General features: G+C 61.9%; 24 protein-coding genes. 11 read left to right on the top strand and 13 right to left on the bottom strand.

From position 1 onward, the window contains the following. Positions 1 to 123 precede the first annotated feature (123 nt). The 4 genes from G7025_RS06365 to glyQ form a co-directional block, all read right to left on the bottom strand. Positions 124 to 894, bottom strand: a complete 771-nt coding sequence (locus G7025_RS06365; RefSeq protein ID WP_181077504.1) for a lysophospholipid acyltransferase family protein — start codon at positions 892 to 894, stop codon at positions 124 to 126. An 83-nt stretch (positions 895 to 977) separates the two neighbouring features. Further along, positions 978 to 1,514, bottom strand: a complete 537-nt coding sequence (gene gmhB, locus G7025_RS06360; RefSeq protein ID WP_181077503.1) for a D-glycero-beta-D-manno-heptose 1,7-bisphosphate 7-phosphatase — start codon at positions 1,512 to 1,514, stop codon at positions 978 to 980. Between the two features lie 2 nt (positions 1,515 to 1,516). Next, a complete protein-coding gene (gene glyS / locus G7025_RS06355; protein ID WP_181077501.1) occupies positions 1,517 to 3,571 on the bottom strand; it encodes a glycine--tRNA ligase subunit beta in 2,055 nt (684 codons plus the stop codon). Beyond that, on the bottom strand, positions 3,568 to 4,521 hold the full coding sequence (gene glyQ, locus G7025_RS06350) for a glycine--tRNA ligase subunit alpha (RefSeq protein WP_181077500.1): 954 nt from the start codon (positions 4,519 to 4,521) through the stop codon (positions 3,568 to 3,570). The genes glyS and glyQ overlap by 4 nt, the downstream gene beginning before the upstream one ends. 81 nt (positions 4,522 to 4,602) lie before the next feature. On the opposite strand from glyQ, the gene G7025_RS06345 reads away from it, so the two are divergent. Beyond that, positions 4,603 to 5,160, top strand: coding sequence for a DNA-3-methyladenine glycosylase I (locus G7025_RS06345; protein ID WP_181077498.1), 558 nt, complete (start codon positions 4,603 to 4,605; stop codon positions 5,158 to 5,160). A gap of 40 nt (positions 5,161 to 5,200) precedes the next feature. Then, positions 5,201 to 6,088, top strand: a complete 888-nt coding sequence (locus G7025_RS06340; protein WP_181077496.1) for a lysophospholipid acyltransferase — start codon at positions 5,201 to 5,203, stop codon at positions 6,086 to 6,088. Positions 6,089 to 6,177: 89 nt separating this feature from the next. Here G7025_RS06340 and G7025_RS06335 read toward each other — a convergent pair whose 3' ends face one another. The 5 genes from G7025_RS06335 to def form a co-directional block, all read right to left on the bottom strand. Continuing rightward, the gene (locus tag G7025_RS06335; RefSeq protein WP_181077495.1) at positions 6,178 to 6,489 is read right to left on the bottom strand and encodes a tetratricopeptide repeat protein; all 312 of its coding nucleotides are present in this window, start codon (positions 6,487 to 6,489) and stop codon (positions 6,178 to 6,180) included. Between the two features lie 15 nt (positions 6,490 to 6,504). Continuing rightward, positions 6,505 to 7,878 (bottom strand): Trk system potassium transporter TrkA, encoded by a 1,374-nt coding sequence (trkA, locus tag G7025_RS06330; protein ID WP_181077493.1) that lies wholly within the window; start codon positions 7,876 to 7,878, stop codon positions 6,505 to 6,507. Between the two features lie 20 nt (positions 7,879 to 7,898). Then, complete coding sequence (rsmB, locus tag G7025_RS06325; RefSeq protein WP_181077492.1) at positions 7,899 to 9,209, bottom strand: 16S rRNA (cytosine(967)-C(5))-methyltransferase RsmB; 1,311 nt, start codon at positions 9,207 to 9,209, stop codon at positions 7,899 to 7,901. Next, entirely contained in the window at positions 9,206 to 10,159 is a 954-nt protein-coding gene (gene fmt, locus G7025_RS06320; RefSeq protein WP_181077490.1) for a methionyl-tRNA formyltransferase, read from the bottom strand. The genes rsmB and fmt overlap by 4 nt, the downstream gene beginning before the upstream one ends. A gap of 69 nt (positions 10,160 to 10,228) precedes the next feature. Then, positions 10,229 to 10,735: a peptide deformylase gene (gene def, locus G7025_RS06315; protein ID WP_181077488.1), complete on the bottom strand. Its 507-nt coding sequence runs from the start codon at positions 10,733 to 10,735 to the stop codon at positions 10,229 to 10,231. Between the two features lie 135 nt (positions 10,736 to 10,870). Here def and G7025_RS06310 point away from each other — a divergent pair, with 135 nt between their 5' ends. The 3 genes from G7025_RS06310 (at position 10,871) to G7025_RS06300 (ending at position 13,433) form a co-directional block, all read left to right on the top strand. Then, complete coding sequence (locus G7025_RS06310; protein ID WP_181077487.1) at positions 10,871 to 11,647, top strand: peptidoglycan-binding protein; 777 nt, start codon at positions 10,871 to 10,873, stop codon at positions 11,645 to 11,647. A gap of 63 nt (positions 11,648 to 11,710) precedes the next feature. Beyond that, the gene (gene dprA, locus G7025_RS06305; RefSeq protein WP_181077485.1) at positions 11,711 to 12,805 is read left to right on the top strand and encodes a DNA-processing protein DprA; all 1,095 of its coding nucleotides are present in this window, start codon (positions 11,711 to 11,713) and stop codon (positions 12,803 to 12,805) included. 70 nt (positions 12,806 to 12,875) lie between these two features. Further along, on the top strand, positions 12,876 to 13,433 hold the full coding sequence (locus G7025_RS06300) for an L-threonylcarbamoyladenylate synthase (RefSeq protein WP_027608149.1): 558 nt from the start codon (positions 12,876 to 12,878) through the stop codon (positions 13,431 to 13,433). Positions 13,434 to 13,511: 78 nt separating this feature from the next. On the opposite strand, the gene G7025_RS06295 is transcribed toward G7025_RS06300, so the two are convergent. Then, on the bottom strand, positions 13,512 to 14,489 hold the full coding sequence (locus G7025_RS06295; RefSeq protein WP_181077635.1) for a quinone oxidoreductase family protein: 978 nt from the start codon (positions 14,487 to 14,489) through the stop codon (positions 13,512 to 13,514). A 176-nt stretch (positions 14,490 to 14,665) separates the two neighbouring features. Here G7025_RS06295 and hemF point away from each other — a divergent pair, with 176 nt between their 5' ends. Together hemF and aroE are read left to right on the top strand one after the other, a co-directional pair. Continuing rightward, complete coding sequence (gene hemF, locus G7025_RS06290) at positions 14,666 to 15,598, top strand: oxygen-dependent coproporphyrinogen oxidase (protein WP_181077484.1); 933 nt, start codon at positions 14,666 to 14,668, stop codon at positions 15,596 to 15,598. Beyond that, complete coding sequence (aroE, locus tag G7025_RS06285; RefSeq protein WP_181077482.1) at positions 15,598 to 16,416, top strand: shikimate dehydrogenase; 819 nt, start codon at positions 15,598 to 15,600, stop codon at positions 16,414 to 16,416. The genes hemF and aroE overlap by 1 nt, the downstream gene beginning before the upstream one ends. 8 nt (positions 16,417 to 16,424) lie before the next feature. On the opposite strand, the gene G7025_RS06280 is transcribed toward aroE, so the two are convergent. The 3 genes from G7025_RS06280 to betC form a co-directional block, all read right to left on the bottom strand. Continuing rightward, a complete protein-coding gene (locus G7025_RS06280) occupies positions 16,425 to 17,993 on the bottom strand; it encodes a SulP family inorganic anion transporter (RefSeq protein WP_181077480.1) in 1,569 nt (522 codons plus the stop codon). Between the two features lie 84 nt (positions 17,994 to 18,077). Next, positions 18,078 to 18,992, bottom strand: coding sequence for a choline ABC transporter substrate-binding protein (gene choX / locus G7025_RS06275; protein ID WP_181077479.1), 915 nt, complete (start codon positions 18,990 to 18,992; stop codon positions 18,078 to 18,080). 16 nt (positions 18,993 to 19,008) lie between these two features. Then, complete coding sequence (gene betC, locus G7025_RS06270) at positions 19,009 to 20,523, bottom strand: choline-sulfatase (RefSeq protein WP_181077477.1); 1,515 nt, start codon at positions 20,521 to 20,523, stop codon at positions 19,009 to 19,011. A gap of 103 nt (positions 20,524 to 20,626) precedes the next feature. Here betC and G7025_RS06265 point away from each other — a divergent pair, with 103 nt between their 5' ends. From G7025_RS06265 to G7025_RS06250, 4 genes are all read left to right on the top strand, one after another. Next, entirely contained in the window at positions 20,627 to 21,577 is a 951-nt protein-coding gene (locus G7025_RS06265; protein WP_181077475.1) for a choline sulfate utilization transcriptional regulator, read from the top strand. 31 nt (positions 21,578 to 21,608) lie between these two features. Continuing rightward, positions 21,609 to 21,935: a DOPA 4,5-dioxygenase family protein gene (locus G7025_RS06260; protein ID WP_181077474.1), complete on the top strand. Its 327-nt coding sequence runs from the start codon at positions 21,609 to 21,611 to the stop codon at positions 21,933 to 21,935. Between the two features lie 167 nt (positions 21,936 to 22,102). Beyond that, positions 22,103 to 23,068, top strand: a complete 966-nt coding sequence (locus tag G7025_RS06255; protein WP_181077472.1) for a 2-dehydro-3-deoxygalactonokinase — start codon at positions 22,103 to 22,105, stop codon at positions 23,066 to 23,068. Position 23,069: 1 nt separating this feature from the next. After that, positions 23,070 to 23,690: a 2-dehydro-3-deoxy-6-phosphogalactonate aldolase gene (locus G7025_RS06250; protein ID WP_181077470.1), complete on the top strand. Its 621-nt coding sequence runs from the start codon at positions 23,070 to 23,072 to the stop codon at positions 23,688 to 23,690.

Raw genomic sequence — 23,690 nt, 5'->3', positions numbered from 1 at the left:
TGGAAAAACTTATGCACCTTTTTCGGGATTTTATCCCTTTTTTAAATATCTAATAAAATCAGCTCTTTAACGTAAAAAAGAAGCCATTCGCCAACAAACCGTGCACAGGTTATCCACAGAACATCATACGACGGGTGTATCCACAACGATCGGCTCCGGTGGCAGTGAACCCATGGCGCGTTGCTGCGCTTCGTTCCAGGCCGCGGCGCGATCATTCAGTGCCGCAATGGCGCGAGGGCCTTCGCCTTCGGCATACATCGGTTCGCCAATGACCACGGTAATCGTGCCTTCGCGTTTGGCCCAGCCGGTTTTCGGCCAGAACTTGCCGGCGTTATGCGCAATCGGCAGTACCGGCAGATTGGCGTTGACCGCCAAAGCAGTCCCACCTCGCGAGAACTTGCCCACGGTGCCGTAGGGTACGCGAGTGCCCTCCGGGAAGATCAGCACCCACACGCCGTCTTTGAGCAGCTCGTCGCCCTTCTTGGCCACATGCTTGAGCGCGGCCTTGGGGTTGTCACGGTCAATGGCGATGGGACGCAACATGGCCATCGCCCAGCCGAAAAATGGCACGTACAGCAACTCGCGCTTGAGCACCTGGCTCAAGGGCGAGAAGTAAGCCGAGAGAAAGAACGTCTCCCATGTGCTCTGGTGGTTCGACAGAATCACGCAGGGCTGCTCAGGGACGTTTTCCGCGCCCTTGACCTCGAAGCGAATATTCAGGAATACCTTGGCCAACCACAACGCACAGCGGCACCAGTAAACGTTGATAAAGCGATAGCGCGCCTTGAACGGCAGGAACGGCGCAATAAAAAAGCTCAGGGTGCACCAGAGAAACGAACTGGTGCCCAGCAGCAGGTAAAAGAAAAAGGTTCTGATGGCCTGCAAGATCGACATGGCGGCATTTACCGTTGCGGGACACGGCCCGCCTGTTGAACAGCGCACTCCCGAACAATCCTTGGTCAGGAAGTCGAGGGCGGCTAGTTGTTGATAAGTTCTGCGGCAACTGCCGCCAGATCGTCAAAAATCAATGTGCCTACCGGCAGGTTTTTCGCCTGGGTCTTTTCGCCTTTCCCGGTCTTTACCAAAACTGGCTGAGAGTCGACGGCCTTGGCCGCCTCCAAGTCACCGAGGCTGTCCCCGACGAACCATATCCCAGCCAACGGCACGTTGTAATGTTCTGCAATGATTTTCAACATGCCCGGCTTGGGTTTGCGGCAATCGCAGCCCTCGTCCGGCCCGTGGGGGCAGTACACAACCAAGCCCACCTCGCCGCCCTGCTCAGCCACCAACGCGCGCAAGCGCGCATGCATGGCGTCCAGGGTGGCGAGGTCATAGTAGCCACGGGCAATGCCGGACTGGTTGGTGGCGATGGCCACTGTCCAGCCGGCTTTGCTCAACTGCGCGATGGCCTCGATCGAGCCTGGCAGTGGAATCCATTCCTCGACCGATTTGATGTAGGCGTCGGAGTCGTAGTTGATTACACCGTCCCGATCGAGAATCAGCAGCTTCAGCATGGTCAGCTCAGGGTCGAAATGTCGGCGATATTGACGAACAGACCACGCAGGCGCGCCAGCATGGCGTAGCGGTTTTTTCGCACACCTGCGTCTTCGGCATTGATCATCACCGCTTCGAAGAACGCATCCACCGGCTCACGCAAGGTCGCCAGGCGCGCCAGCGCTTCGGCGTAGTTGCGCTCGGCGATCAGCGGTTTCACGGCGTTCTCTGCCTTGACGATGGCCGAGTTCAGCGAGAACTCCTTGGCATCGGCAAACAGGCCCGGATCGACATCAACGTTGCTCATGCCTTCGGCCTTGCCCAGCAGGTTCGACACGCGCTTGTTCACGGCAGCCAACGCATCGGCCTCAGGCAACTTGCGGAACGCCTGCACGGCTTGTACGCGCTGATCGAAGTCCAATGCCGAACCCGGTTGCAGGGCACGAACCGACAGGTAGACGGAAACATCCACGCCTTCGTCCTCGTAGCGCGCACGCAGGCGGTCGAACACGAACTCCAGCACTTGCTCGGCCAGGCCGGCCTGCTTGACCTTGGCACCGAATTGGCCGACCGCGAAGACCACGGCCTGGGTCAGGTCGAGGTCGAGCTTCTTGTCGATCAGGATGCGCAGCACCCCCAGGGCCGCACGGCGCAGGGCGTACGGGTCTTTGCTACCGGTGGGCAGCATGCCGATGCCGAAGATGCCGACCAGGGTGTCCAGCTTGTCGGCGATCGCCACGGCCGCACCCGTGAGGGTGGACGGCAACTCGGCACCGGCACCGCGCGGCATGTACTGCTCGTTCAGCGCCAGGGCCACATCGTTCGGCTCGCCATCGTTGAGGGCGTAGTAGTAGCCGGCAACGCCTTGCATCTCGGGGAATTCGCCGACCATCTCGGTGGCCAGGTCGCACTTGGACAGCAAGCCGGCACGCGCGGCCCAGGCTGCGTCACCACCAATGCGTGGTGCAATGTAGGCCGCCAGCTTGGAAACACGTACGGCTTTGTCGTAGACGCTGCCGAGTTTCTCCTGGAACACCACGTTCTGCAGGCGCAGGTTGAAGTCTTCCAGCTTCTGCTTCTTGTCCTGCTTGAAGAAGAACTCGGCGTCGGTCAGGCGCGGGCGAACGACTTTCTCGTTACCGGCGATGATCTGCTGCGGGTCCTTGCTCTCGATGTTGGCCACGGTGATAAAGCGCGGCAGCAACTTGCCGTCCGCATCCAGCAGGCAGAAGTACTTCTGGTTGTCCTGCATGGTCGTGATCAGGGCTTCCTGCGGCACATCGAGGAAACGCTCCTCGAACGAACACACCAACGGCACCGGCCACTCCACCAGCGCGGTCACTTCGTCGAGCAGGCTTGGCGGCACGATGGCAGTGCCTTCCTGCAGGCGGGCCAGCTCTTCGGTGCGCTTGCTGATCAGCTCACGACGCTCGTTGGCATCGGCCAATACGTAGGCGCCACGCAGGTCGTTGAGGTAGTTGGCCGGCGAAGTAATACGCACGCTTTGCGGGTGGTGGAAGCGGTGGCCACGGGAATCGCGACCGGCCTTCTGGGCGAGAATAGTGCAGTCGATGACCTGGTCACCCAGCAGCATCACCAGCCACTGGGTCGGACGCACGAACTCTTCCTTGCGCGCACCCCAACGCATGCGCTTGGGGATCGGCAGGTCGTTAAGGGAATCTTCGACGATGGTTGGCAGCAGGCTGGCGGTCGGCTTGCCGGTAATGACCTGGCTGAAGCGCAGTTTCGGACCGCTCTGGTCGACATCGCTCAGCTCCACGCCGCACTTCTTGGCGAAGCCCAGGGCGGCCTGGGTCGGGTTGCCTTCGGCGTCGAAGGCGGCCTGGCGTGGCGGGCCATCGAGGTTGATGCTGCGGTCCGGCTGCTGGGTTTCCAGCGCGGTCAGCAGTACCGCCAGGCGACGCGGTGCGGCGTAGACTTTTTTCGCTTCAAACTTCAGGCCGGCGGTCTGCAGGCCTTTTTCGATACCGGCCAGGAAGGCGTCGGCCAGCGTATTGAGCGCCTTGGGTGGCAGCTCTTCGGTGCCCAGTTCAACCAGGAAATCTTGAGCACTCATTGTGCAGCCTCCAACTTAGCCAACACTTCATCACGCAAATCCTCGGTAGCCATCGGGAAGCCGAGCTTGGCGCGTGCCAGCAGGTAGGCTTGAGCGACGGAACGCGCCAGGGTGCGTACACGCAGGATGTATTGCTGGCGCGCGGTCACCGAGATGGCACGGCGGGCGTCCAGCAGGTTGAAGGTATGGGACGCCTTCAACACCATTTCGTAGCTCGGCAACGGCAGCGGCTGATCGAGTTCGATCAGGCGCTTGGCTTCGCTTTCATAGAAATCGAACAGATCGAACAGCTTGTCGACGTTGGCGTGTTCAAAGTTATAGGTCGACTGCTCCACTTCGTTCTGGTGGAACACGTCGCCATAGGTCACTTTGCCGAACGGGCCATCAGCCCATACCAGGTCGTAGACCGAATCCACGCCCTGCAGGTACATGGCCAGGCGCTCAAGGCCGTAGGTGATTTCGCCGGTTACCGGGTAGCACTCGATGCCGCCCGCTTGTTGGAAGTAAGTGAATTGCGTCACTTCCATACCATTGAGCCAGACCTCCCAGCCCAGGCCCCAGGCGCCCAGGGTCGGCGATTCCCAGTTGTCTTCGACGAAACGGATGTCGTGTACCAAGGGGTCGAGGCCGACGTGTTTCAGCGAGCCCAGATAGAGTTCCTGGAAGTTATCCGGGTTGGGCTTCAATACCACCTGGAACTGGTAGTAGTGCTGCAGACGGTTCGGGTTTTCGCCGTAGCGGCCGTCAGTCGGGCGACGACTGGGCTGCACATAAGCGGCGTTCCAGGTTTCCGGGCCGATGGCCCGCAGGAAGGTAGCGGTGTGGAAAGTGCCGGCGCCTACTTCCATATCGTAGGGCTGAAGTACCACACAACCTTGCTCGGCCCAGTATTGCTGGAGGGCGAGGATCAAGTCTTGGAAGGTACGCACGGCTGGCGTAGGCTGGCTCACGAAATTCACCTGTTACTTGGGCTGCGATTTAAAGAGCGGGAGTATACCCGATTCGGCCGCGCCACCATCCCCTGGAGCCTTATGCCACGCTGCTTTTGGTGTTCTGAAGATCCGCTGTACATGGCTTATCACGATCAGGAGTGGGGAACGCCGCTGCGCGATGCGCAGGGTTTGTTCGAGTTGTTATTGCTCGAAGGGTTCCAGGCGGGCCTGTCCTGGATCACCGTTTTACGCAAACGCGAGCATTATCGAAAGGTGCTGTTCGGCTTCGATGCCCAGCGTCTGGCGCGCCTGAGCGACGCCGAGATCGACGCGCTGATGCTCGACCCCGGTATCGTGCGCAACCGTCTGAAGCTCAACGCCACCCGGCGCAACGCCGCGGCCTGGCTGGCGCTCGAAGATCCGGTGGGGTGGTTGTGGTCATTCGTCGGCGGCGTGCCCAGGATCAATCACTTCAAGGACCGCAGTGAAGTTCCGGCGATCACCCCCGAGGCCGAGGCGATGAGCAAAGCCTTGAAAAAAGCCGGTTTCACCTTTGTTGGTCCGACCATTTGTTACGCGTTCATGCAGGCTTCAGGCATGGTGATGGATCACACTCAGGACTGCGACCGTTACGCGCAGTTGGCCAACGCCGGTTAGAATGCGCGCTTTGCGCACCACACACGATCAGGAGTGACCTGTGGAAAAGTTTAAAGGCGCCTTGCTGGTAGGCGCTCTCCGGTTGTTTGCCCTGCTGCCCTGGCGCGCTGTCCAGGCGGTCGGCACGGCCATCGGCTGGATCATGTGGAAAACCCCCAACCGCTCACGCGACACGGTGCGGATCAACCTTTCCAAGTGTTTCCCGGACATGGACCCCGCCGAGCGTGAGCGCCTGGTCGGCCGCAGCCTGATGGACATCGGCAAGTCCCTGACCGAAAGCGCCTGCGCGTGGATCTGGCCGGCCCAACGCTCCATTGACCTGGTGCGTGAAGTCGAAGGCCTGGAAGTCCTGCACGAGGCGCTGGCTTCGGGCAAAGGCGTGGTGGGCATCACCAGCCACCTGGGCAACTGGGAAGTGTTGAACCACTTCTATTGCAGCCAGTGCAAACCGATCATTTTCTACCGCCCGCCCAAACTCAAAGCGGTGGACGAATTACTGCGCAAGCAGCGCGTGCAACTGGGCAACCGCGTAGCTGCGTCGACCAAGGAAGGCATCCTGAGCGTGATCAAGGAAGTGCGCAAAGGTGGCCAGGTGGGTATTCCCGCCGACCCGGAGCCGGCGGAATCCGCGGGGATCTTTGTACCGTTCTTCGCCACTCAGGCGCTCACCAGCAAATTCGTGCCCAACATGCTCGCCGGCCACAAGGCTGTGGGGGTGTTCCTGCACGCCCTGCGCCTGCCTGACGGTTCGGGCTATAAGGTGATTCTGGAAGCGGCGCCGGAAGACATGTACAGCACCGACACCGCCACGTCCTGCGCAGCGATGAGCAAGGTAGTGGAGCGCTATGTCGGCGCCTACCCGAGCCAGTACATGTGGAGCATGAAGCGCTTCAAGAAACGCCCGCCGGGTGAAGCGCGGTGGTACTGACCCACTGCTGATCGAAAAACAACGCCAAACCCAATGTGGGAAGGGGTAAGTCGAATCGTCGCACCGCCCCTCCCACATTTTCGATCTGCTCAGGTTTGTCGCTCGAGTTTCTTCAGGAACACCGCCATCTCTTTCTCGGCCTGCTTGTCGCCATGGGCCTGGGCCGCTTCGATACCCTTCTCCCACGCCTGTCGCGCTGCGGCGTTATCACCCTGCCCCAACTGCGCCTTGCCCAACAACTTCCACGCCGCCGAATATTTCGGGTCGAACTCGACGCATTTGTGCAGATGCTCCGCCGCCTTCGCATTGTCCTTCAAATCCAGATAACCCTTGCCCAAGCCAAAGCGCAGCAGCGAGTTGTCCACGCCCTTTGCGAGCATCTTTTCCAGAGACTCCAGCATCGGTTCACTCCTTGATCAGAAAAAGCTCAAACCCACGTGGAACAGCTTTTCAACATCGCGGATATGTTTCTTATCCACAAGGAAAAGGATGACGTGGTCCCCGGCAGCAATCAACGTATCGTCATGGGCGATCAGCACCTCTTCATCGCGAATGATTGCGCCGATGGTGGTGCCCGGCGGCAGGCCGATGTCGCGGATGGCCTTGCCGATGACCTTGCTGGACTTTGAGTCGCCATGGGCAATCGCCTCGATGGCCTCCGCCGCGCCCCGGCGCAGGGAGTGCACGCTGACGATATCGCCACGGCGCACGTGGGCCAGCAAGGTGCCGATGGTCGCCAGTTGCGGGCTGATGGCGATGTCGATATCGCCGCCCTGGATCAGGTCCACATAGGCCGGATTGTTGATGATGGTCATGACTTTTTTTGCCCCCAGCCGCTTGGCCAGCAGTGAGGACATGATGTTGGCTTCGTCATCGTTGGTCAGCGCCAGGAAGATATCCGCGTCGGCAATGTTCTCTTCCATCAGCAGGTCGCGGTCCGAGGCACTGCCTTGCAGCACGACCGTGCTGTCCAGGGTGTCGGACAGATGCCGACAGCGCGACGGGCTCATCTCGATAATCTTGACCTGGTAGCGGCTTTCGATGGCCTCCGCCAGCCGCTCGCCGATTTGCCCGCCACCAGCAATGACGATGCGCTTGTAGGTCTCGTCCAGCCGACGCATTTCGCTCATGACTGCGCGAATATTCGCTTTGGCGGCGATGAAGAATACTTCGTCATCGGCTTCGATCACGGTGTCGCCCTGGGGCAGGATCGGCCGGTCACGGCGGAAAATGGCTGCGACACGGGTTTCCACATTGGGCATGTGTTCGCGCAGTTGGCGCAGTTGCTGACCCACCAGCGGCCCACCGTAGTAGGCCTTTACCGCCACCAACTGGGCCTTGCCGCCGGCGAAGTCGATCACCTGCAGGGCGCCGGGAATTTCGATCAGGCGCTTGATGTAGTGAGTCACCACTTGTTCCGGGCTGATCAGCACATCCACCGGAATCGCGTCGTTGTCGAACAACCCGGCACGGGTCAGGTAGGCCGCTTCGCGCACCCGGGCGATTTTGGTCGGCGTGTGAAACAACGTGTGAGCGACCTGGCAGGCGACCATGTTGGTTTCGTCGCTGTTGGTTACGGCGACGAGCATGTCCGCATCGTCGGCGCCCGCTTGACGCAGCACCGTGGGAAACGACGCGCGTCCTTGTACGGTGCGGATGTCCAGGCGGTCACCCAGGTTGCGCAGGCGCTCGGCGTCGGTGTCGACCACGGTGATGTCATTGGCTTCGCTGGCCAGATGTTCGGCCAACGTACCGCCAACCTGCCCTGCCCCAAGGATGATGATTTTCATCCGGTCACTCCCTTAAACCGTCAGCCGCGCGCGGCGGCGATCTTGATCAGTTTGGCGTAGTAGAAGCCATCGTGCCCGCCTTCCTGCGCGAGCAGTTGTCGGCCATGGGGCTGCTTGATACCGGCCGCGGTGGCGAGGTCCAGTTCCCGCGCGCCGCTGGTGCGGGCGAGGAAGGCTTCGATGACCTCGGTGTTTTCGGTGGGCAAGGTGGAGCATGTGGCGTAGAGCAGGATGCCGCCGACTTCCAGGGTCGGCCACAGTGCGTCGAGCAGCTCGCCTTGCAGTGCGGCCAGCGCGACGATGTCGTCGGCTTGGCGGGTGAGCTTGATGTCCGGGTGGCGGCGGATTACACCGGTGGCGGAGCACGGTGCGTCGAGCAGGATGCGCTGGAACGGCTGCCCGTCCCACCATGCGGCTGTGTCGCGGCCGTCGGCGGCAATCAGTTCTGCGCTCAGGCCCAGGCGTGCAAGGTTTTCCCGCACGCGTACCAGACGCTTGGCCTCCAGATCGACGGCGACCACGTGGGCCAGGTCTTTTTCCACTTCCAGGATGTGACACGTCTTACCGCCCGGCGCGCAGCAGGCGTCCAGCACGCGTTGGCCGGGTGCCAGGTCGAGCAGGTCGGCGGCCAATTGCGCAGCTTCGTCCTGCACGCTGATCCAGCCTTCGGCAAAGCCTGGCAGGCTGCGCACATCGGTAGCCGCCTCAAGCACGATGCCGTCGGTGCTGTACACGCACGGCGCGGCGTTTATCCCGGCGTCGGTCAGCAATTGCAGATATGCGTCACGGCGGTGATGGCGACGGTTGACCCGCAGGATCATCGGCGGGTGCGCATTGTTGGCCGCGCAAATGGCTTCCCACTCCTGTGGCCAAAAAGCTTTCAGCGATTTCTGCAGCCAGCGCGGGTGAGCAGTGCGAACCACGGGGTCATGCTCCAACTCGGCCAGCAGCCCTTCGCTTTCGCGCTGGGCGCGGCGCAGCACAGCGTTGAGCAAGGCCTTGGCCCAGGGTTTTTTCAGCTTGTCGGCGCAGCCGACGGTCTCACCGATGGCGGCATGTGCCGGCACGCGGGTGTAAAGCAGTTGATAGAGACCCACCAGCAGCAGCGCCTCGACATCCGCGTCCGCCGCCTTGAAGGGTTTCTGCAGCAGTTTGGCGGCCAGCGCCGACAACCGTGGTTGCCAGCGCGCGGTGCCGAAGGCCAGGTCCTGGGTGAAACCGCGATCGCGATCCTCGACCTTATCCAACTGCGTGGGCAGCGAACTGTTCAGCGATGCCTTGCCATTAAGAACGGCGGCGAGGGCTTTGGCGGCGGCCAGACGCGGGTTCATTGGGTGACCGTCCCGAGCACGCTACCCAGGGAAAATTTCTCACGCCGGCTGTTGAACAAATCACTGAAATTCAGCGCTTTTCCGCCGGGCAATTGCAGACGGGTCAGGCACAGCGCCTGTTCGCCGCAGGCCACCAGCAGACCCTCCTTGCTGGCGGCGATGATTTCACCGTGGGCACCTTTGCCGTCGGCCAAAGTGGCGGCCAGCACTTTCAAAGCTTCGCCATTGAGGCTGCTGTGGCAGATCGGCCAAGGGTTGAAGGCACGTACCAGGCGCTCCAGCTCCACGGCCGGACGGCCCCAGTCAAGGCGTGCTTCGTCTTTGTTCAATTTGTGTGCGTAAGTGGCCAGGCTGTCGTCTTGCACTTCGCCGTGCAGCGTACCGGCGGCGAGGCCGGTGATGGCCTGGATCACAGCCGGGGGGCCCAGCTCGGCGAGGCGTTCGTGCAGGCTGCCGCCGGTGTCCTCGGCGGTGATCGGGGTGCTGACTTTCAGTAGCATCGGACCGGTGTCCAGGCCCGCTTCCATGCGCATCACGGTCACGCCGCTTTCGCTGTCTCCGGCTTCCACGGCGCGCTGGATCGGCGCCGCGCCGCGCCAACGCGGCAATAACGAGGCGTGGCTGTTGATGCAACCCAGGCGCGGTATATCCAGTACTGCCTGAGGCAGGATCAGGCCGTACGCCACTACCACCATCAGGTCCGGTCGCAACGCCGCCAGTTCGGCCTGGGCCTCGGCGTTGCGCAGGGTCGGCGGCTGCAGCACGGGAATGTTGTGCTCCAGCGCCAGCTGTTTGACCGGGCTCGGCATCAGTTTTTGCCCACGCCCTGCCGGGCGGTCCGGCTGGGTGTACACCGCGACGATGTCATAAGGGCTGGCAAGCAGCGCCTTGAGGTGTTCGGCGGCAAATTCAGGTGTACCGGCAAAAACAATGCGCAGTGGCTCGGTCATGGGCGTTCTCGGTTAAAAACAGTCACAAAAGAAAAAGGCTTGCCGCAGCAAGCCTTTGGAAGAAGGGCATCAAGCTTGCTGGCGATGCTTTTTTTCCAGCTTCTTCTTGATCCGGTCACGCTTGAGCGTGGACAGGTAATCGACAAACAGTTTGCCGTTGAGGTGATCGCATTCGTGCTGGATGCATACCGCCAGCAGGCCGTCGGCGATCAGTTCATACGGTTGGCCATCACGGTCCAGCGCCTTGATCTTCACACGCAGCGGGCGTTCGACGTTCTCGTAGAACTCAGGCACCGACAGGCAGCCTTCCTGGTATTCCCCCATCTCATCGGTCAGCGGTTCGAATTCGGGGTTGATGAACACCCGCGGTTCGCTGCGATCTTCCGACAGGTCCATGACCACGACACGCTGATGCACATTGACCTGCGTCGCGGCGAGCCCGATGCCAGGAGCTTCATACATTGTTTCAAACATGTCATCGACCAACTGACGAACCTTGTCGTCCACTACGGCCACCGGTTTGGCGATCGTGCGCAGGCGCGAGTCGGGGAATTCGAGGATGTTCAAAATAGCCATAAGCGTAATTGCTGCACATGTGAGGTAAAGGCAAATCGGCGGTGGGATGGACCCACACGGCCGGTGTGAAACGTTCGAAAGCCGCGATGGCCAAGGCATTTCACGCGAACGCACATAATAAAGGAGATTGACCCCATGAGGAAATCGCTACTCGTCTTGCTGCTGTGGGCCCCGTTTGCCATGGCGCTGATCCCGCCGCCAGGCCGGGCGCTCGACCCTTCGACACAACAGGCCATCCAGCGTTTTTTATTGCACAACCGCATTCTGGATACGCCCGAGGACCTGGACACCGCGCCCTATGTAATTGCCGCCGATAACGGGCGTGTCCTAGGGGCTGATGGTGAACGCGTGCATGCGCGCGGCGTGCTGGATCCGGCCCAACCCGGCTATGCCATTGTGCGACGCGGCAGGACCTATACCGACCCGCGCACGCGCGAGCTGCTAGGCGTGAACGCCGACGATATCGGCACCGCGCGCTTTGTCAGCGCGAGCGATCTGAGCACGCTTGTGGTGCAACGGGTGACACAAGAGATACGCCCCGGTGATCGCTTGCTGCGACTCCAGCCGGCTGTCGACCCGGCACGCCTGGTGACACCGGCGTCTGCGGCGTCCGTTGAAGGGCACATCATTGATATCCCCCGAGGTGTCACTCAAATCGGCGTGCTCGACGCCGTGACCCTGAACAAAGGGCGCCGCGATGGCTTGGTGGAAGGCCAGTTGCTGACGGTGATCAAGGCCGGTGCCCGCGTCCGGGATCCATTCAGCGGTTCGTCCGTAGCCCTTCCCGACACACCCGCCGGTACGCTGCTGGTGTTTAGCACCTATGAAAAGCTCAGCTTCGCTTTGGTACTCAGTGCCTCCCAGTCGTTGGCGGTCATGGACCGTTTCGAGGCTGTCCATGCTGCGCAATAAGTAGGTTGCTAAATAAGTTACCAACAGAGTTATCCACAGCTTGTTCCGGTCAAGGACGATCAAATGAATCCGATAAACAGCTATGCCATTTCCCCGTCAGAGCTGGAAGCTCGCCTGCGCCTGCACAGGCTGCCTGACGTCGGCCCGAAGCGTTTTCGCCTGCTGATAGAAGCCTTTGGCAGCGCCTCTAAAGCCATCAGCGCGCCCGCCGGTGCCTGGCGATCCCTGGGCTTGCCGCCCATCAGCGCCGATGCCCGGCGCAGTCATGAAATACGCGATGGGGCCAGCCAGGCACTGGCCTGGCTTGAGCGCCCGGACCAGCATTTGCTGATGTGGGACCAGCCGGATTACCCTGCCTTGCTCGCCCAGATCTATGACGCGCCGCCGCTGTTATTCATCGCCGGCGACCCTGCAATCCTGGAGAAACCGCAACTGGCGATGGTTGGCAGTCGACGTGCATCGCGCCCGGGGATGGACACCGCCGCTGCGTTTGCGCGCAGCCTGGCAGGCGCCGGTTTTGTCATCACCAGCGGCCTTGCGTTGGGTATCGACGGCGCGGCGCATCAAGCCGCGCTCGACGTGGGCGGCCAGACAATCGGCGTACTCGGCACGGGCCTGGAAAATTTTTATCCACAACGCCATCGTCGCCTTGCCGCGGCGATGATCGCCCAAGGCAGCGCGGTGGTTTCAGAATTCCCGCTGGACGCCGCGCCCCAGGCCGCCAACTTTCCACGGCGCAATCGGATCATCAGCGGCCTGTCCCTCGGCGTGCTGGTAGTGGAGGCCAGTATGGCCAGCGGCTCGCTGATCACGGCGAAACTGGCGGCCGAACAGGGTCGTGAGGTGTACGCGATCCCGGGGTCCATTCATCACCCTGGCGCCAAGGGCTGCCACCAGTTGATCCGTGACGGCGCGGTACTGGTGGAAACCATCGAACATATCCTTGAGGCCTTGCGCGGCTGGCAGGCCTTATCGTGCCCGGCGCCGATTGCGGTAGCCCATCCCCTGGTGGCCCTGCTGCGCGCCGCGCCGCACACCAGCGAAGCCTTGGCGATTGCCAGCGGGCGCCCTTTGGCCCAGTTGCTGGCGGCCCTGACCGAGTTGGAGCTTGAAGGCCAGGTGATCTGTGAAAACGGGCGCTGGTTCGCGCGCCGCTGAGCGTTTGTGCTGCTGGGTTTTGCAAAGAAGATCGGTAAACTGCGCAGAGCTTTAGTCGGAGAGTAAAACCATGGTCAACAGGTGGCGTGTGCTGGAAGCCGCACGAGAAATTCGCGCAGGCGCGGTGATTGCCTATCCAACCGAGGCGGTCTGGGGCCTGGGCTGCGATCCCTGGAATGAAGAGGCGGTAGATCGGCTGCTGGCGATCAAGAATCGCTCGGTGGACAAAGGCCTGATCCTGGTAGCGGACAATATCCGCCAGTTCGATTTTCTGTTCGAAGACTTCCCGGATACCTGGATCGAGCGCATGGCCAGCACTTGGCCGGGGCCTAATACCTGGCTGGTGCCACATCAGGATCTGTTGCCGGAATGGGTCACCGGCGTGCATGACACGGTGGCGTTGCGGGTCAGTGATCACCCGCTGGTGCGGGATTTGTGCGCGCTGGTGGGGCCACTGATCTCAACATCCGCCAACCCGCAGGGCCGTCCGGCCGCGCGTACGCGGATTCGCGTGGAGCAGTACTTCCGTGGCCAGGTGGACCTGGTGCTGGGTGGCGCCCTGGGCGGGCGCAAGAACCCCAGCCTGATTCGCGACCTGGCAACGGGCGAGGTGGTTCGCCCGTCTTGACCCCCGCACCCGGCTTGTGGCGAGGGCGTTTGCCCATGCTGGCCCGCGAAGCAGGCCCAACCCAGGCAACGCCGTGCGTCAAGGCAACAGGATGGTCGACCCAGTGGTTCTGCGCCCAGACAGCTCTGCCTGTGCCTTGGCCGCATCAGCCAGCGAATACCGCTGGTTGATATCAATGCGTACCTTGCCGCTGTGGATCATCGCAAACAGATCGTCGGCCATTGCCTGCAAATTTTGCGGGTTGCTGGCATAGGTCGCCAGGGTCGGCCGGGTTACATAGAGCGAACCTTTCGCCGCCAGAATCCCCAGGTTGACCCCATCCACCGCGCCCGACGCATTGCCGAAGCTCACCACCAGCCCACGCGGTGCCACGCTGTCCAGTGAGGTCAGCCAGGTGTCCTTGCCGACGCCGTCATACACCACCGGCACTTTTTTGCCGTCGGTCAATTCCAGCACGCGCTGTGCGACATCTTCTTTGCTGTAGTCGATGGTTTCCCACGCGCCGAGGGATTTGGCCACCGCCGCTTTTTCAGGCGAACTCACAGTACCGATCAACTTAACGCCCAGGGCCTTGGCCCATTGGCAGGCCAGCGAGCCCACGCCACCGGCGGCGGCATGGAACAGGATGGTCTCGCCACCCTTCAACTCATAGGTCTGGCGCAGCAGGTACTGCACCGTCAGGCCTTTGAGCATGGCGCCAGCAGCCTGTTCGAAGCTGATGCCATCAGGCAGGTGCACCAGGTTGGCGGCGGGCAGCACGTGAAGTTGGCTATAGGCGCCCAGCGGGCCGCTGCCGTAGGCCACGCGGTCGCCGACTTTGAACTGGGTGACTTCGCTGCCCACCGCATCCACCACGCCGGCCCCTTCCGCGCCCAACCCCGATGGCAGGGAGGGTGGCGCGTAGAGGCCGCTGCGGAAATAGGTGTCGATGAAGTTCAGACCAATCGCCTCATTACGCACGCGAACCTGTTGTGGGCCGGGTTCCGCCGGGGTGTAGTCCACATATTCAAGTACCTCGGGGCCGCCATGGGCACTGAACTGGATACGCTTGGCCATCTGCACTTCTCCTTGGGTCGTTTTCACGAAGGCTCCTATCGGACTCCTAAGCTTGATCTTCGTCAACTGCCGCGCACCTAAGTGCAGTGCTCATTAAGCGCGGTGGTATCCTGTGCGCCCATTTGCCGCCGACGCCTGATGGCCTCGCGTAGCTTTGCCCGATTCAAGGTGATGCCATGACTACCCGCACCGAGGCTGTAAAGGCCTACCTGCTTGACCTGCAAGACCGCATTTGCAGCGCCCTGGAAACCTTCGAGACGGACACTCGCTTTATCGAAGACGCCTGGACCCGGCCTGCCGGCGGTGGCGGTCGCACCCGCGTAATCGCGAACGGCACGGTGATTGAAAAAGGCGGCGTCAACTTTTCCCACGTTTTCGGCAGCGGCCTCCCACCATCAGCCAGCGCCCATCGCCCTGAGTTGGCCGGTCGCGGGTTTGAAGCGCTCGGTGTGTCGCTGGTGATTCACCCGCACAATCCTCATGTGCCAACGTCCCACGCCAATGTGCGCTTTTTCATCGCGGAAAAAGAAGGTGAAGAAGCGGTGTGGTGGTTCGGCGGCGGCTTCGACCTCACCCCCTACTACGGCAACGAAGAAGACTGCGTCCACTGGCACCGCGTGGCCGAACGAGCGTGTGCGCCGTTTGGCCCCGACGTCTACGCGCGTTACAAGGCCTGGTGCGACAGCTACTTCCATATCAAGCACCGCAACGAACCGCGTGGCATTGGCGGCTTGTTTTTCGATGACTTGAACGAGTGGGGCTTCGACACCTGCTTTGCCTTCATCCGTGCCATCGGCGACGCCTACATCGACGCCTACCTGCCAATCGTGCAGCGCCGCAAGGCCATGGCTTATACCGAGCAACAACGCGAGTTCCAGGAGTTCCGTCGTGGCCGCTACGTCGAGTTCAACCTGGTCTACGACCGTGGCACCTTGTTTGGCCTGCAGTCGGGCGGGCGTACCGAATCGATCCTGATGTCGCTGCCGCCGCAGGTGCGCTGGAGCTATGACTGGAAAGCCGAGCCCGGCAGCGAAGAAGCGCTTCTGACCGATTACTTCCTGCAGGACCGCGACTGGCTCGGCATCGCGGCGCCCAAGGCGGCGAACTGATGGATCGCTATGTCGTCTTTGGCAACCCCATCGGCCACAGCAAATCGCCGCTGATTCACCGCATGTTTGCCGAGCAGACCGGCGAACTGCTGGACTACAGCACGATGCTCGCGCCGCTGGAGGATTTTACCGGCTGCGCCCGTGAGTTTTTTCACCAAGGTCGTGGCGCCAACGTCACCGTGCCATTCAAGGAAGACGCCTATCGCCTGGCTGACACCCTCACCGAGCGCGCCAAGCGCGCCGGTGCGGTGAACACCTTGAGCAAACTCGCCGATGGCACCCTGCTGGGTGACAACACCGACGGCGCTGGCCTGGTGCGCGACCTGACGGTCAACGCGGGGTTGAGCCTCAACGGTAAACGCATTCTGCTGCTGGGCGCCGGCGGCGCGGTGCGCGGGGCGCTGGAGCCGTTGCTGGCCGAGCGACCTTCATCGTTGATCATCGCTAACCGCACCGTGGAAAAAGCCGAATTGCTCGCCGAGTCATTCGACGACCTGGGCCCGGTGTCCGCCAGTGGTTTCGACTGGCTGCGTGAGCCGGTGGACGTGATCATCAACGCCACCTCCGCGAGCCTGTCAGGCGATTTACCGCCGATTGCGAGCAGCCTGATCGAACCTGGCAGGACCTTTTGCTACGACATGATGTACGCCAGGGAATCCACCCCCTTCTGCCACTGGGCCACGCAGCACGGTGCCGCCGTCTCGATGGACGGCCTGGGCATGCTGGTGGAGCAGGCCGCCGAAGCGTTCTTCCTGTGGCGGGGTGTGCGCCCGGCATCGGCGCCGGTGTTGGCTGAATTGCGTCGACAGTTGGCCTGACATTCGCCTCAGTCTTCGAACTGGATGGGGCAGTGATCCGCCCCCTCCAGCTTCTTCAGTTCCTCGACCACCTGCGGTCTGGCCCGACGCAATGTCAGGCTGCGCCCCAACCTGCGCAGGCGCCGCGCTTCCTGGTGCAGCATTTCCACCCCGGAATAGTCGATAAAGTTGATCTGCTGTGCCTCGATCACCACACGCTGGCCCTGCAACCGCTGCAGGCGCACCTGCAGGTAGTGACTGGCGCCGAAAAAGATCGAGCCGCCGACGCGCAGCACATCCTCGTCACCCTCCCGCCAATGCTGGACCCGCGGCTGCGAGGTGCGCTTGAGGTAGAAAAACAGCGAGGCCAGCACGCCGGCGTAAATCGCCGTTTGCAGTTCCAGCAGCAAGGTGGCGACGCAGGTCAGGCCCATCACTGCAAATTCGGCGCGGCTGACGCGGAACAATGCGCGAATACCGCGATGGTCCACCAGGCCCCAGCTGATCAGCAGGATGCTGGCGGCCATGCTGGGGATCGGGATATGTGAGATCAATGCCGCGCCAAACAATGCGAACAGCGCCACCCACAGCGCGGAAAACACCCCGGCCAGCGGTGAGCAGGCGCCGGCTTCATAGCTGAGGCCGGAGCGGGTAAACGAACCGGCTGACAGGTACCCGGAGAAAAATCCGCCGATGATGTTGGATAAGCCCTGCGCGCGAACTTCCTGATTTGCATCGAGCAACTGTTGCGAGCGAGCTGACAGCGAGCGCGCAATCGACAGGCTCGTCACCAGCCCCAGCATGCCCACGGCCACGGCGCTCGGCAGCAGACGCAGGATCGTGTCCAGGTCCATCGGCAACGGGCTGAACGGCGGTAATTTGCCCACGAATGAACTGACCCGCGCCACCTGGGCGAACATCGCCGGCCACAACCAGGCCACCACACTGCTCAGGGCCAGGGCGATCAACAGCGTCGGCCAGCGCGGTTTCCAGTATTTGAGCAGTGCCCCCGTCAGCAATGTGCCGAGGCCCAGGGCGAGGGAGGCGTGGTCCCAGTCGCCGCTGTGCTCGATCAGCGCCAGCAGGCTGTTGATCGCCGTGGCCTGGCTGGGTAAATCCAGCCCCAGCAAGTTGGGCAGTTGCCCCAGCGCGATCACCACAGCGGCGCCCAAAGTGAACCCCAGCACTACGGAGTGGGAGACGAAATTGACCAGCGCGCCAAAGCGCAGCATGCCCAGCAGCCACTGGAAAACGCCGGCTATAAATGTAAGCAACAGGATCAGGGTGACGTAGTCCTGCGATCCCGGCACGGCCAGAGGACTGACACTGGCATAGAGCACGATGGAAATCGCAGCGGTCGGGCCGCAGATCAGGTGCCACGACGAACCCCAGAGGCAGGCGATCAGTACCGGGATGATCGCGGCGTACAGCCCGTATTCCGGTGGGAGGCCTGCGATCAGCGCGTAGGCAATCGACTGCGGCAATGCCAGCACCGCGCCACTGAGCCCGACCATCGCATCGCGGCCGACGCTGGCCCGGGTCTGCTGCGTCAGCCAGCTGAGGAAGGGAAAGAGTGTGTGGCGGTTGAGCCGGGGCATTTATAACTCGGTTGAAAAGGTTTGAATCAGGGTATCAGTACACACTGAAATGTGTGGGAGGGGACCCTCCCACAATGTCAGCCTTTAGAGTTTGGCTTTTACCGCCGGCAACGCCTCCTGACCGTCCAGGGTTTTTACGCCGTCGAGCCACTTGTCCAGCACCGCCGGGTTCGCCTTGATCCACGCCTTCACCGCATCGGCATTGCTGACTTTGTTGTTGGCGACCTCGGCCATAATGCTGTTCTCCATCTCTTGGGTAAAACTCAAGTTGGTCAGCAGTTTTCCTACGTTCGGGCAGGCCTGTGCATAACCTTTGCGTGTCAGGGTGTAGACGCTGCCGGTGTCACCGAAGTACTTCTCGCCGCCCTTGAGGTAGTGCATTTTCAGTTGCACGTTCATCGGGTGCGGGGTCCAGCCGAGGAACGTGACGAAGCGCTGTCTTTTCACCGCCCGCGACACCTCTGCCAACATCGCCTGTTCGCTGGACTCGATCAGTTTCCACTGGCCGAGGTCGAAGTCATTCTTCTTGATGATCTCCTGCAGCGAGATATTGGCCGGTGCGCCGGAGCCGATGCCGTAGATCTTCTTGTCGAACTTGTCGGCGAATTTATTCAAGTCGGCAAAATCATGCACGCCGGCGTCCCATACATAATCCGGCACGGCGAGGGTGAACTCGGTGCCGTCGAGGTTTTTCGCCAGTTGCACCACGTCGCCGTTGGCCACGAACTTGTCATAGAAGCCTTGCTGCGCGGGCATCCAGTTGCCCATGAACACATCCACCTGACCGTCCTTGAGCCCGCCGAACGTGATCGGCACCGCCAAGGTATCGACCTTGGGTTTGTAGCCCATGCCCGTCAGCAGAAAACCGGTGATGGCATTGGCCGCGGCGATGTCGCTCCAGCCTGGGTCGGCCATCTTCACCGTTTCGCAACGGGTGTCTGCGTACACGTTGGCACTGCTCAGCGCCAGGATGCCCAGTACTACTGTTAATTTTTGCATGGCCTTCCCTCTGTCGTTATTGGTCTTGGCAGGGTTGTGGATAACGTGCCTTGCGCTCCAGGTCGTCGAGGTCGATATGGTTGCGCATGTATTGCTGACTGGCGTCGACCAGTGGCTGGTGGTCCCAGCTCTTCAGCTTGCCGTGGGTCAGCGCCTCGAACACCAGGCGCCGACGGCGTTGGCTGGCGAGCACCTGCTGGTGGATCGCCGGGATGTCCCATTTAGCCCGCGCTTCACTCAAAAACGCCTCGAACAGTGTTCGGTGTTCCGGTGACTGACTGAGGTTTTCCCGCTCGTGCGGGTCGTTGTGTACATCGAACAGCAGACAAGGGTCGTCCTCGCTGTAGATGAATTTGTAGGCACCCCGGCGGATCATCATCAGCGGGCTGATGGTGCCTTCGGCCATGTACTCGCCGAATACTTCGTCATGGCCGCCCTGCCCTTGCAGATGCGGAACCAGTGAGCGGCCGTCCAGCGGCAGGCGTGGGTCCAGTTCGCCACCGGCCAGTTCCACCAGGGTCGGCAACAGGTCGGCGGTGGACACCGCGGCGCTGACCCGGCCCGCCGCGAATTGCCCCGGCGCGTACACCAGCAGCGGCACGCGGGCGGCCATTTCGAACCAGTGCATTTTGTACCAGAGGCCGCGCTCGCCGAGCATGTCGCCGTGGTCGCCGGAGAACACGATCAGGGTGTCGTCGGCCAGACCGGTGTCTGCCAGGGTTTGCAGAAGTTTGCCGACATTGCTGTCGATGTAACTGCACGCACCGAAGTAGGCGCGGCGGGCGTCGCGGATCTTATCCACAGGCAGCGGCTTGTTCCACAGGTCATAGACCTTGAGCAGACGCTGGGAATGCGGGTCGAGATCGCCTTGGGCCGGTGTAGCAGGCAATGGGATATCGGCGTCGTCGTACAAATCCCAGAACGGCTTGGGAATCGTGTACGGGTCGTGGGGGTGGGTCATCGATACGGTGAGGCAGAACGGCTGATTGCCGTCTTCGCGGATATGGTCGAACAGGTACTGCTGGGCCTTGAACACCACCTCTTCGTCGAAATCCAACTGGTTGGTACGCACGCATGGGCCGGCCTGCAGCACCGAGGACATGTTGTGGTACCAGCTGGGGCGTACGTGCGGCTCGTCCCAGTTCACCGCCCAGCCATAGTCGGCGGGGTAGATGTCGCTGGTCAGGCGTTCTTCGTAGCCGTGCAATTGGTCGGGGCCGCAGAAGTGCATCTTGCCCGACAGCGCGGTGCGGTAGCCGAGGCGGCGTAGGTAGTGGGCATAGGTCGGTACATCGGCGGGAAAATCGGCCGCGTTGTCGTAGGCGCCGATCTTGCTCGGCAACTGGCCGCTGACCAGGGTGAAACGCGAGGGCGCGCACAGCGGGCTGTTGCAATACGCGGCGTCGAACACCACACCCTGGGCGGCGAGACGGCTGAGGTTGGGCAACTTGATCGGCGAGGCGCCGTAGAAAGGCAGCAGCGGCGCGGCCATTTGGTCGGCCATGATGAAAAGAATGTTCTTGCGCTTCATGGGTTATCGGCATTCCATAGGCGGTGTTTATGCCAATGAGCATGCGGCCCACGTAAAACGGGGTAAAGCCCATGAATTGCAATGTCTAGGATAAGCACAGCTTATGTATGAAGCGTTGGGTGATTTGTCTCTCGATTTGCTGCGCGCATTCGAAGCCGCTGCGCGCCACCGCAGTTTTACCGCCGCGGCGATGGAATTGGGCACCACCCAGCCGGCGATCAGCCAGCAGATCAAGCGCCTGGAAGAACAATTGGCGATCCGCCTGTTCGACCGCATCTACCGTGGCATCGAACTGACCGACGCCGGCGCGCTGTTGTTCGAGCACGTTCAGGGCGGCTTGCAGGCGATCAACCAAGGCTTGGGTGTTATCACCCAGCATAGCCAGCACGAAGTGCTGCAAGTGGCCACTGACTTCGCCTTCGCCGCCTACTGGCTGATGCCGCGCCTGCACCGCTTCCACCAGGCCAACCCGCAGGTGGATGTGAGCCTGGTGACCAGCGAACGCAACCACGCCACGTTGCGCAGCGATATCGACGTGGCGGTGCTGTTCGGCGATGGCCGCTTCAAGCAGGGTGACAGCCTGTGGTTGTTCAACGAGGAAGTCTTCCCGGTGTGCAGCCCGCAGTGGCTCAAGGCTCAGGCTACGCGAATAAGCGTGCAGGACCTGCCCGACTGCCCCCTGCTGCACCTGCGCCAGGAAAACAACAGCCAGTGGTTCGACTGGAGCGGCGTGTTCCGCGAGCTGGGCCTCAGCGCCGCGCCCACGCCAGGTCAGTTGCGCTTCGACAACTACACGCTGCTGATCCAGGCGGCGATCGCCGGCCAGGGCGTGGCCATTGGTTGGCGTCACTTGGTGGATAACCTGCTGGAACAGAGCTGGCTGTGCCGGCCGTTCAGCGACACCGTCATTTCGCGCTTTGGCTATTACGTGGTGCAACCGCAACGCAAACGCCGGGGGCAACTGGTGGAGCGCTTCGTCGATTGGCTGCTGGCCGAGCAAGCCAGCAGCGCGCAATCGCTGACCGGACTGGCCCTGCCCTCGATTGCGGTCTAGCATCTGGCGCACGTCGTCATCGGAGCCGGTCATGCACCGAATCAAGGGTTATCACGCTCATATCTACTTTGATGCCAACACGCTCGAGCAGGCGCGCGCCTTGTGCGAGGACGCGGCCAAGCTCTTCCCGCTGCGCATGGGCCGCGTGCATGAACGCCCCGTTGGCCCTCACCCCGACTGGAGCTGCCAACTGGCCTTTGACGCCGAATACATCGGCGTGATGCTGCCGTGGCTGGCGCTGCATCGAAATGGGCTGGTGGTGTTCCTGCATCCCAATACCGGCGATGACTTGAAGGACCACACCGACTACGCGATCTGGATGGGCGCGATGCGCGAGTTGGATCTGTCGGTTTTCTAACCTCTTCTTGAAGGATGCAAGTGCTGACATTCCCGAGAGTTTGTAGGAATTTGCTCGTCAATTTCCCACTATATGGGAGTCATATTTATATATTGAGATATTTCACGGCATAGGTTTATAGTCGCCCATCTGCTTTTTTCAGCACCCACTCATTTTCAGGTGAAGCGATGCAGGCGCAATTGATCGCGCTCGATTGGGGAACCAGCTCCCTTCGTGCTTACAAACTCGGCCCCGCAGGCGTGGTGCTGGAACAACGCTCGCTGGCGTCGGGCATCATGCATTTGCCCACAGAAGCCCGGGAAATTGCCGGCGTGCGCTGCGCCGACGGGTTTGAGTTGGCCTTCGATACGGCGTGTGGTGACTGGCTCGACGCCGAGCCACACTTGCCGGTGATTGCGTGCGGCATGGTTGGCAGCGCCCAGGGCTGGAGTGAAGCGGCGTATCGTAATACGCCGGTGGACGTTGCCAGCCTGGGCAAAGCCCTGCACGCCGTACGCAGCCTGCGTGGCGTGACGGTTCACATCGTACCCGGCGTGATCGAGCAAGGCGGCTTGCCCAACGTGATGCGCGGCGAAGAAACCCAGGTGCTGGGCGTGCTGCGCAGCCTGCCGACCGGCGGTGAAGTGTTGATCGGCCTGCCCGGCAGCCACTCCAAGTGGGTCGAGGTGGTCGGTGGTTGCATCACCCACTTCGATACCTTCATGACCGGCGAGGTGTTCGCGATTCTCGGCAAGCACAGCCTCCTCGGCCGCACGCAGCAGACACCCGAACGCTTCCAGGCCGACGCCTTTGATCGCGGTGTGCAAGTGGCGCGCTCCCAGGACGGCCAGCGCGGTCTGCTGTCGACCCTGTTCAGCGCCCGCACCCTGGGCCTGACCGGCGAACTTGCGGCCGATCAGCAACCGGACTACCTCTCCGGCCTGATGATCGGTCATGAGCTGGCCGGCCTGCCCGACCGCGCCCGGCATACCCCGATCATTCTGGTCGGCGCCGGCGCTTTATGCGCGCGCTACCAACGCGCCCTCGCCCTCTGCGGTTTTGCCCATGTCAGCTTGGCCGAAGAAGCCACCGAGCACGGCCTGTGGCAACTGGCCGTGGCAGCCGGGCTCACTCAACCTGTATCGGAGGCCTGACATGCTCAAGCAAGCACTCGCACAAAACGGTCTGATCGCAATTCTGCGCGGCCTGCGCCCGGACGAAGCCCAGGCGGTCGGCCAGGTGCTGTACGACGCCGGTTTTCGCGTGATCGAAGTTCCGCTCAATTCACCGGACCCCTACACCAGCATCCGCACCCTGCGCGACAGCCTGCCCGCCGATTGCCTGATCGGCGCCGGCACCGTGCTGACGCCCGAGCAGGTGGAGCAGGTAAAGGCCGCCGGTGGCCAGGTGATCGTCATGCCCCACAGCGATGCCAAGGTCTTGCGCGCTGCCAAGGCGGCTGGCCTGTACCTGTCGCCGGGCGTGGCCACGCCCACCGAAGCCTTTGCCGCACTGGGCGAAGGCGCCGACGTCTTGAAGCTGTTCCCGGCCGAGCAAATGAGCCCGGCGGTGATCAAGGCGTGGCTGGCGGTATTGCCGGCGGGCACGTTGCTGCTGCCGGTGGGCGGTATTACCCCGGACAACATGCAGGTGTTCACCGACGCCGGCGCCAAAGGGTTCGGGCTGGGTTCCGGGTTGTTCAAACCGGGTATGACCGTGGATCAGGTAGCGAGCCGCGCCCAGGCTTATGTCGCCGCCTGGAAAGCCCTGAGCTGA

The sequence above is a fragment of the Pseudomonas lurida genome (assembly GCF_013522705.1).
Classification (GTDB): domain Bacteria; phylum Pseudomonadota; class Gammaproteobacteria; order Pseudomonadales; family Pseudomonadaceae; genus Aquipseudomonas; species Aquipseudomonas quebecensis.
This window is presented reverse-complemented; position numbering and strand designations above follow the sequence as displayed.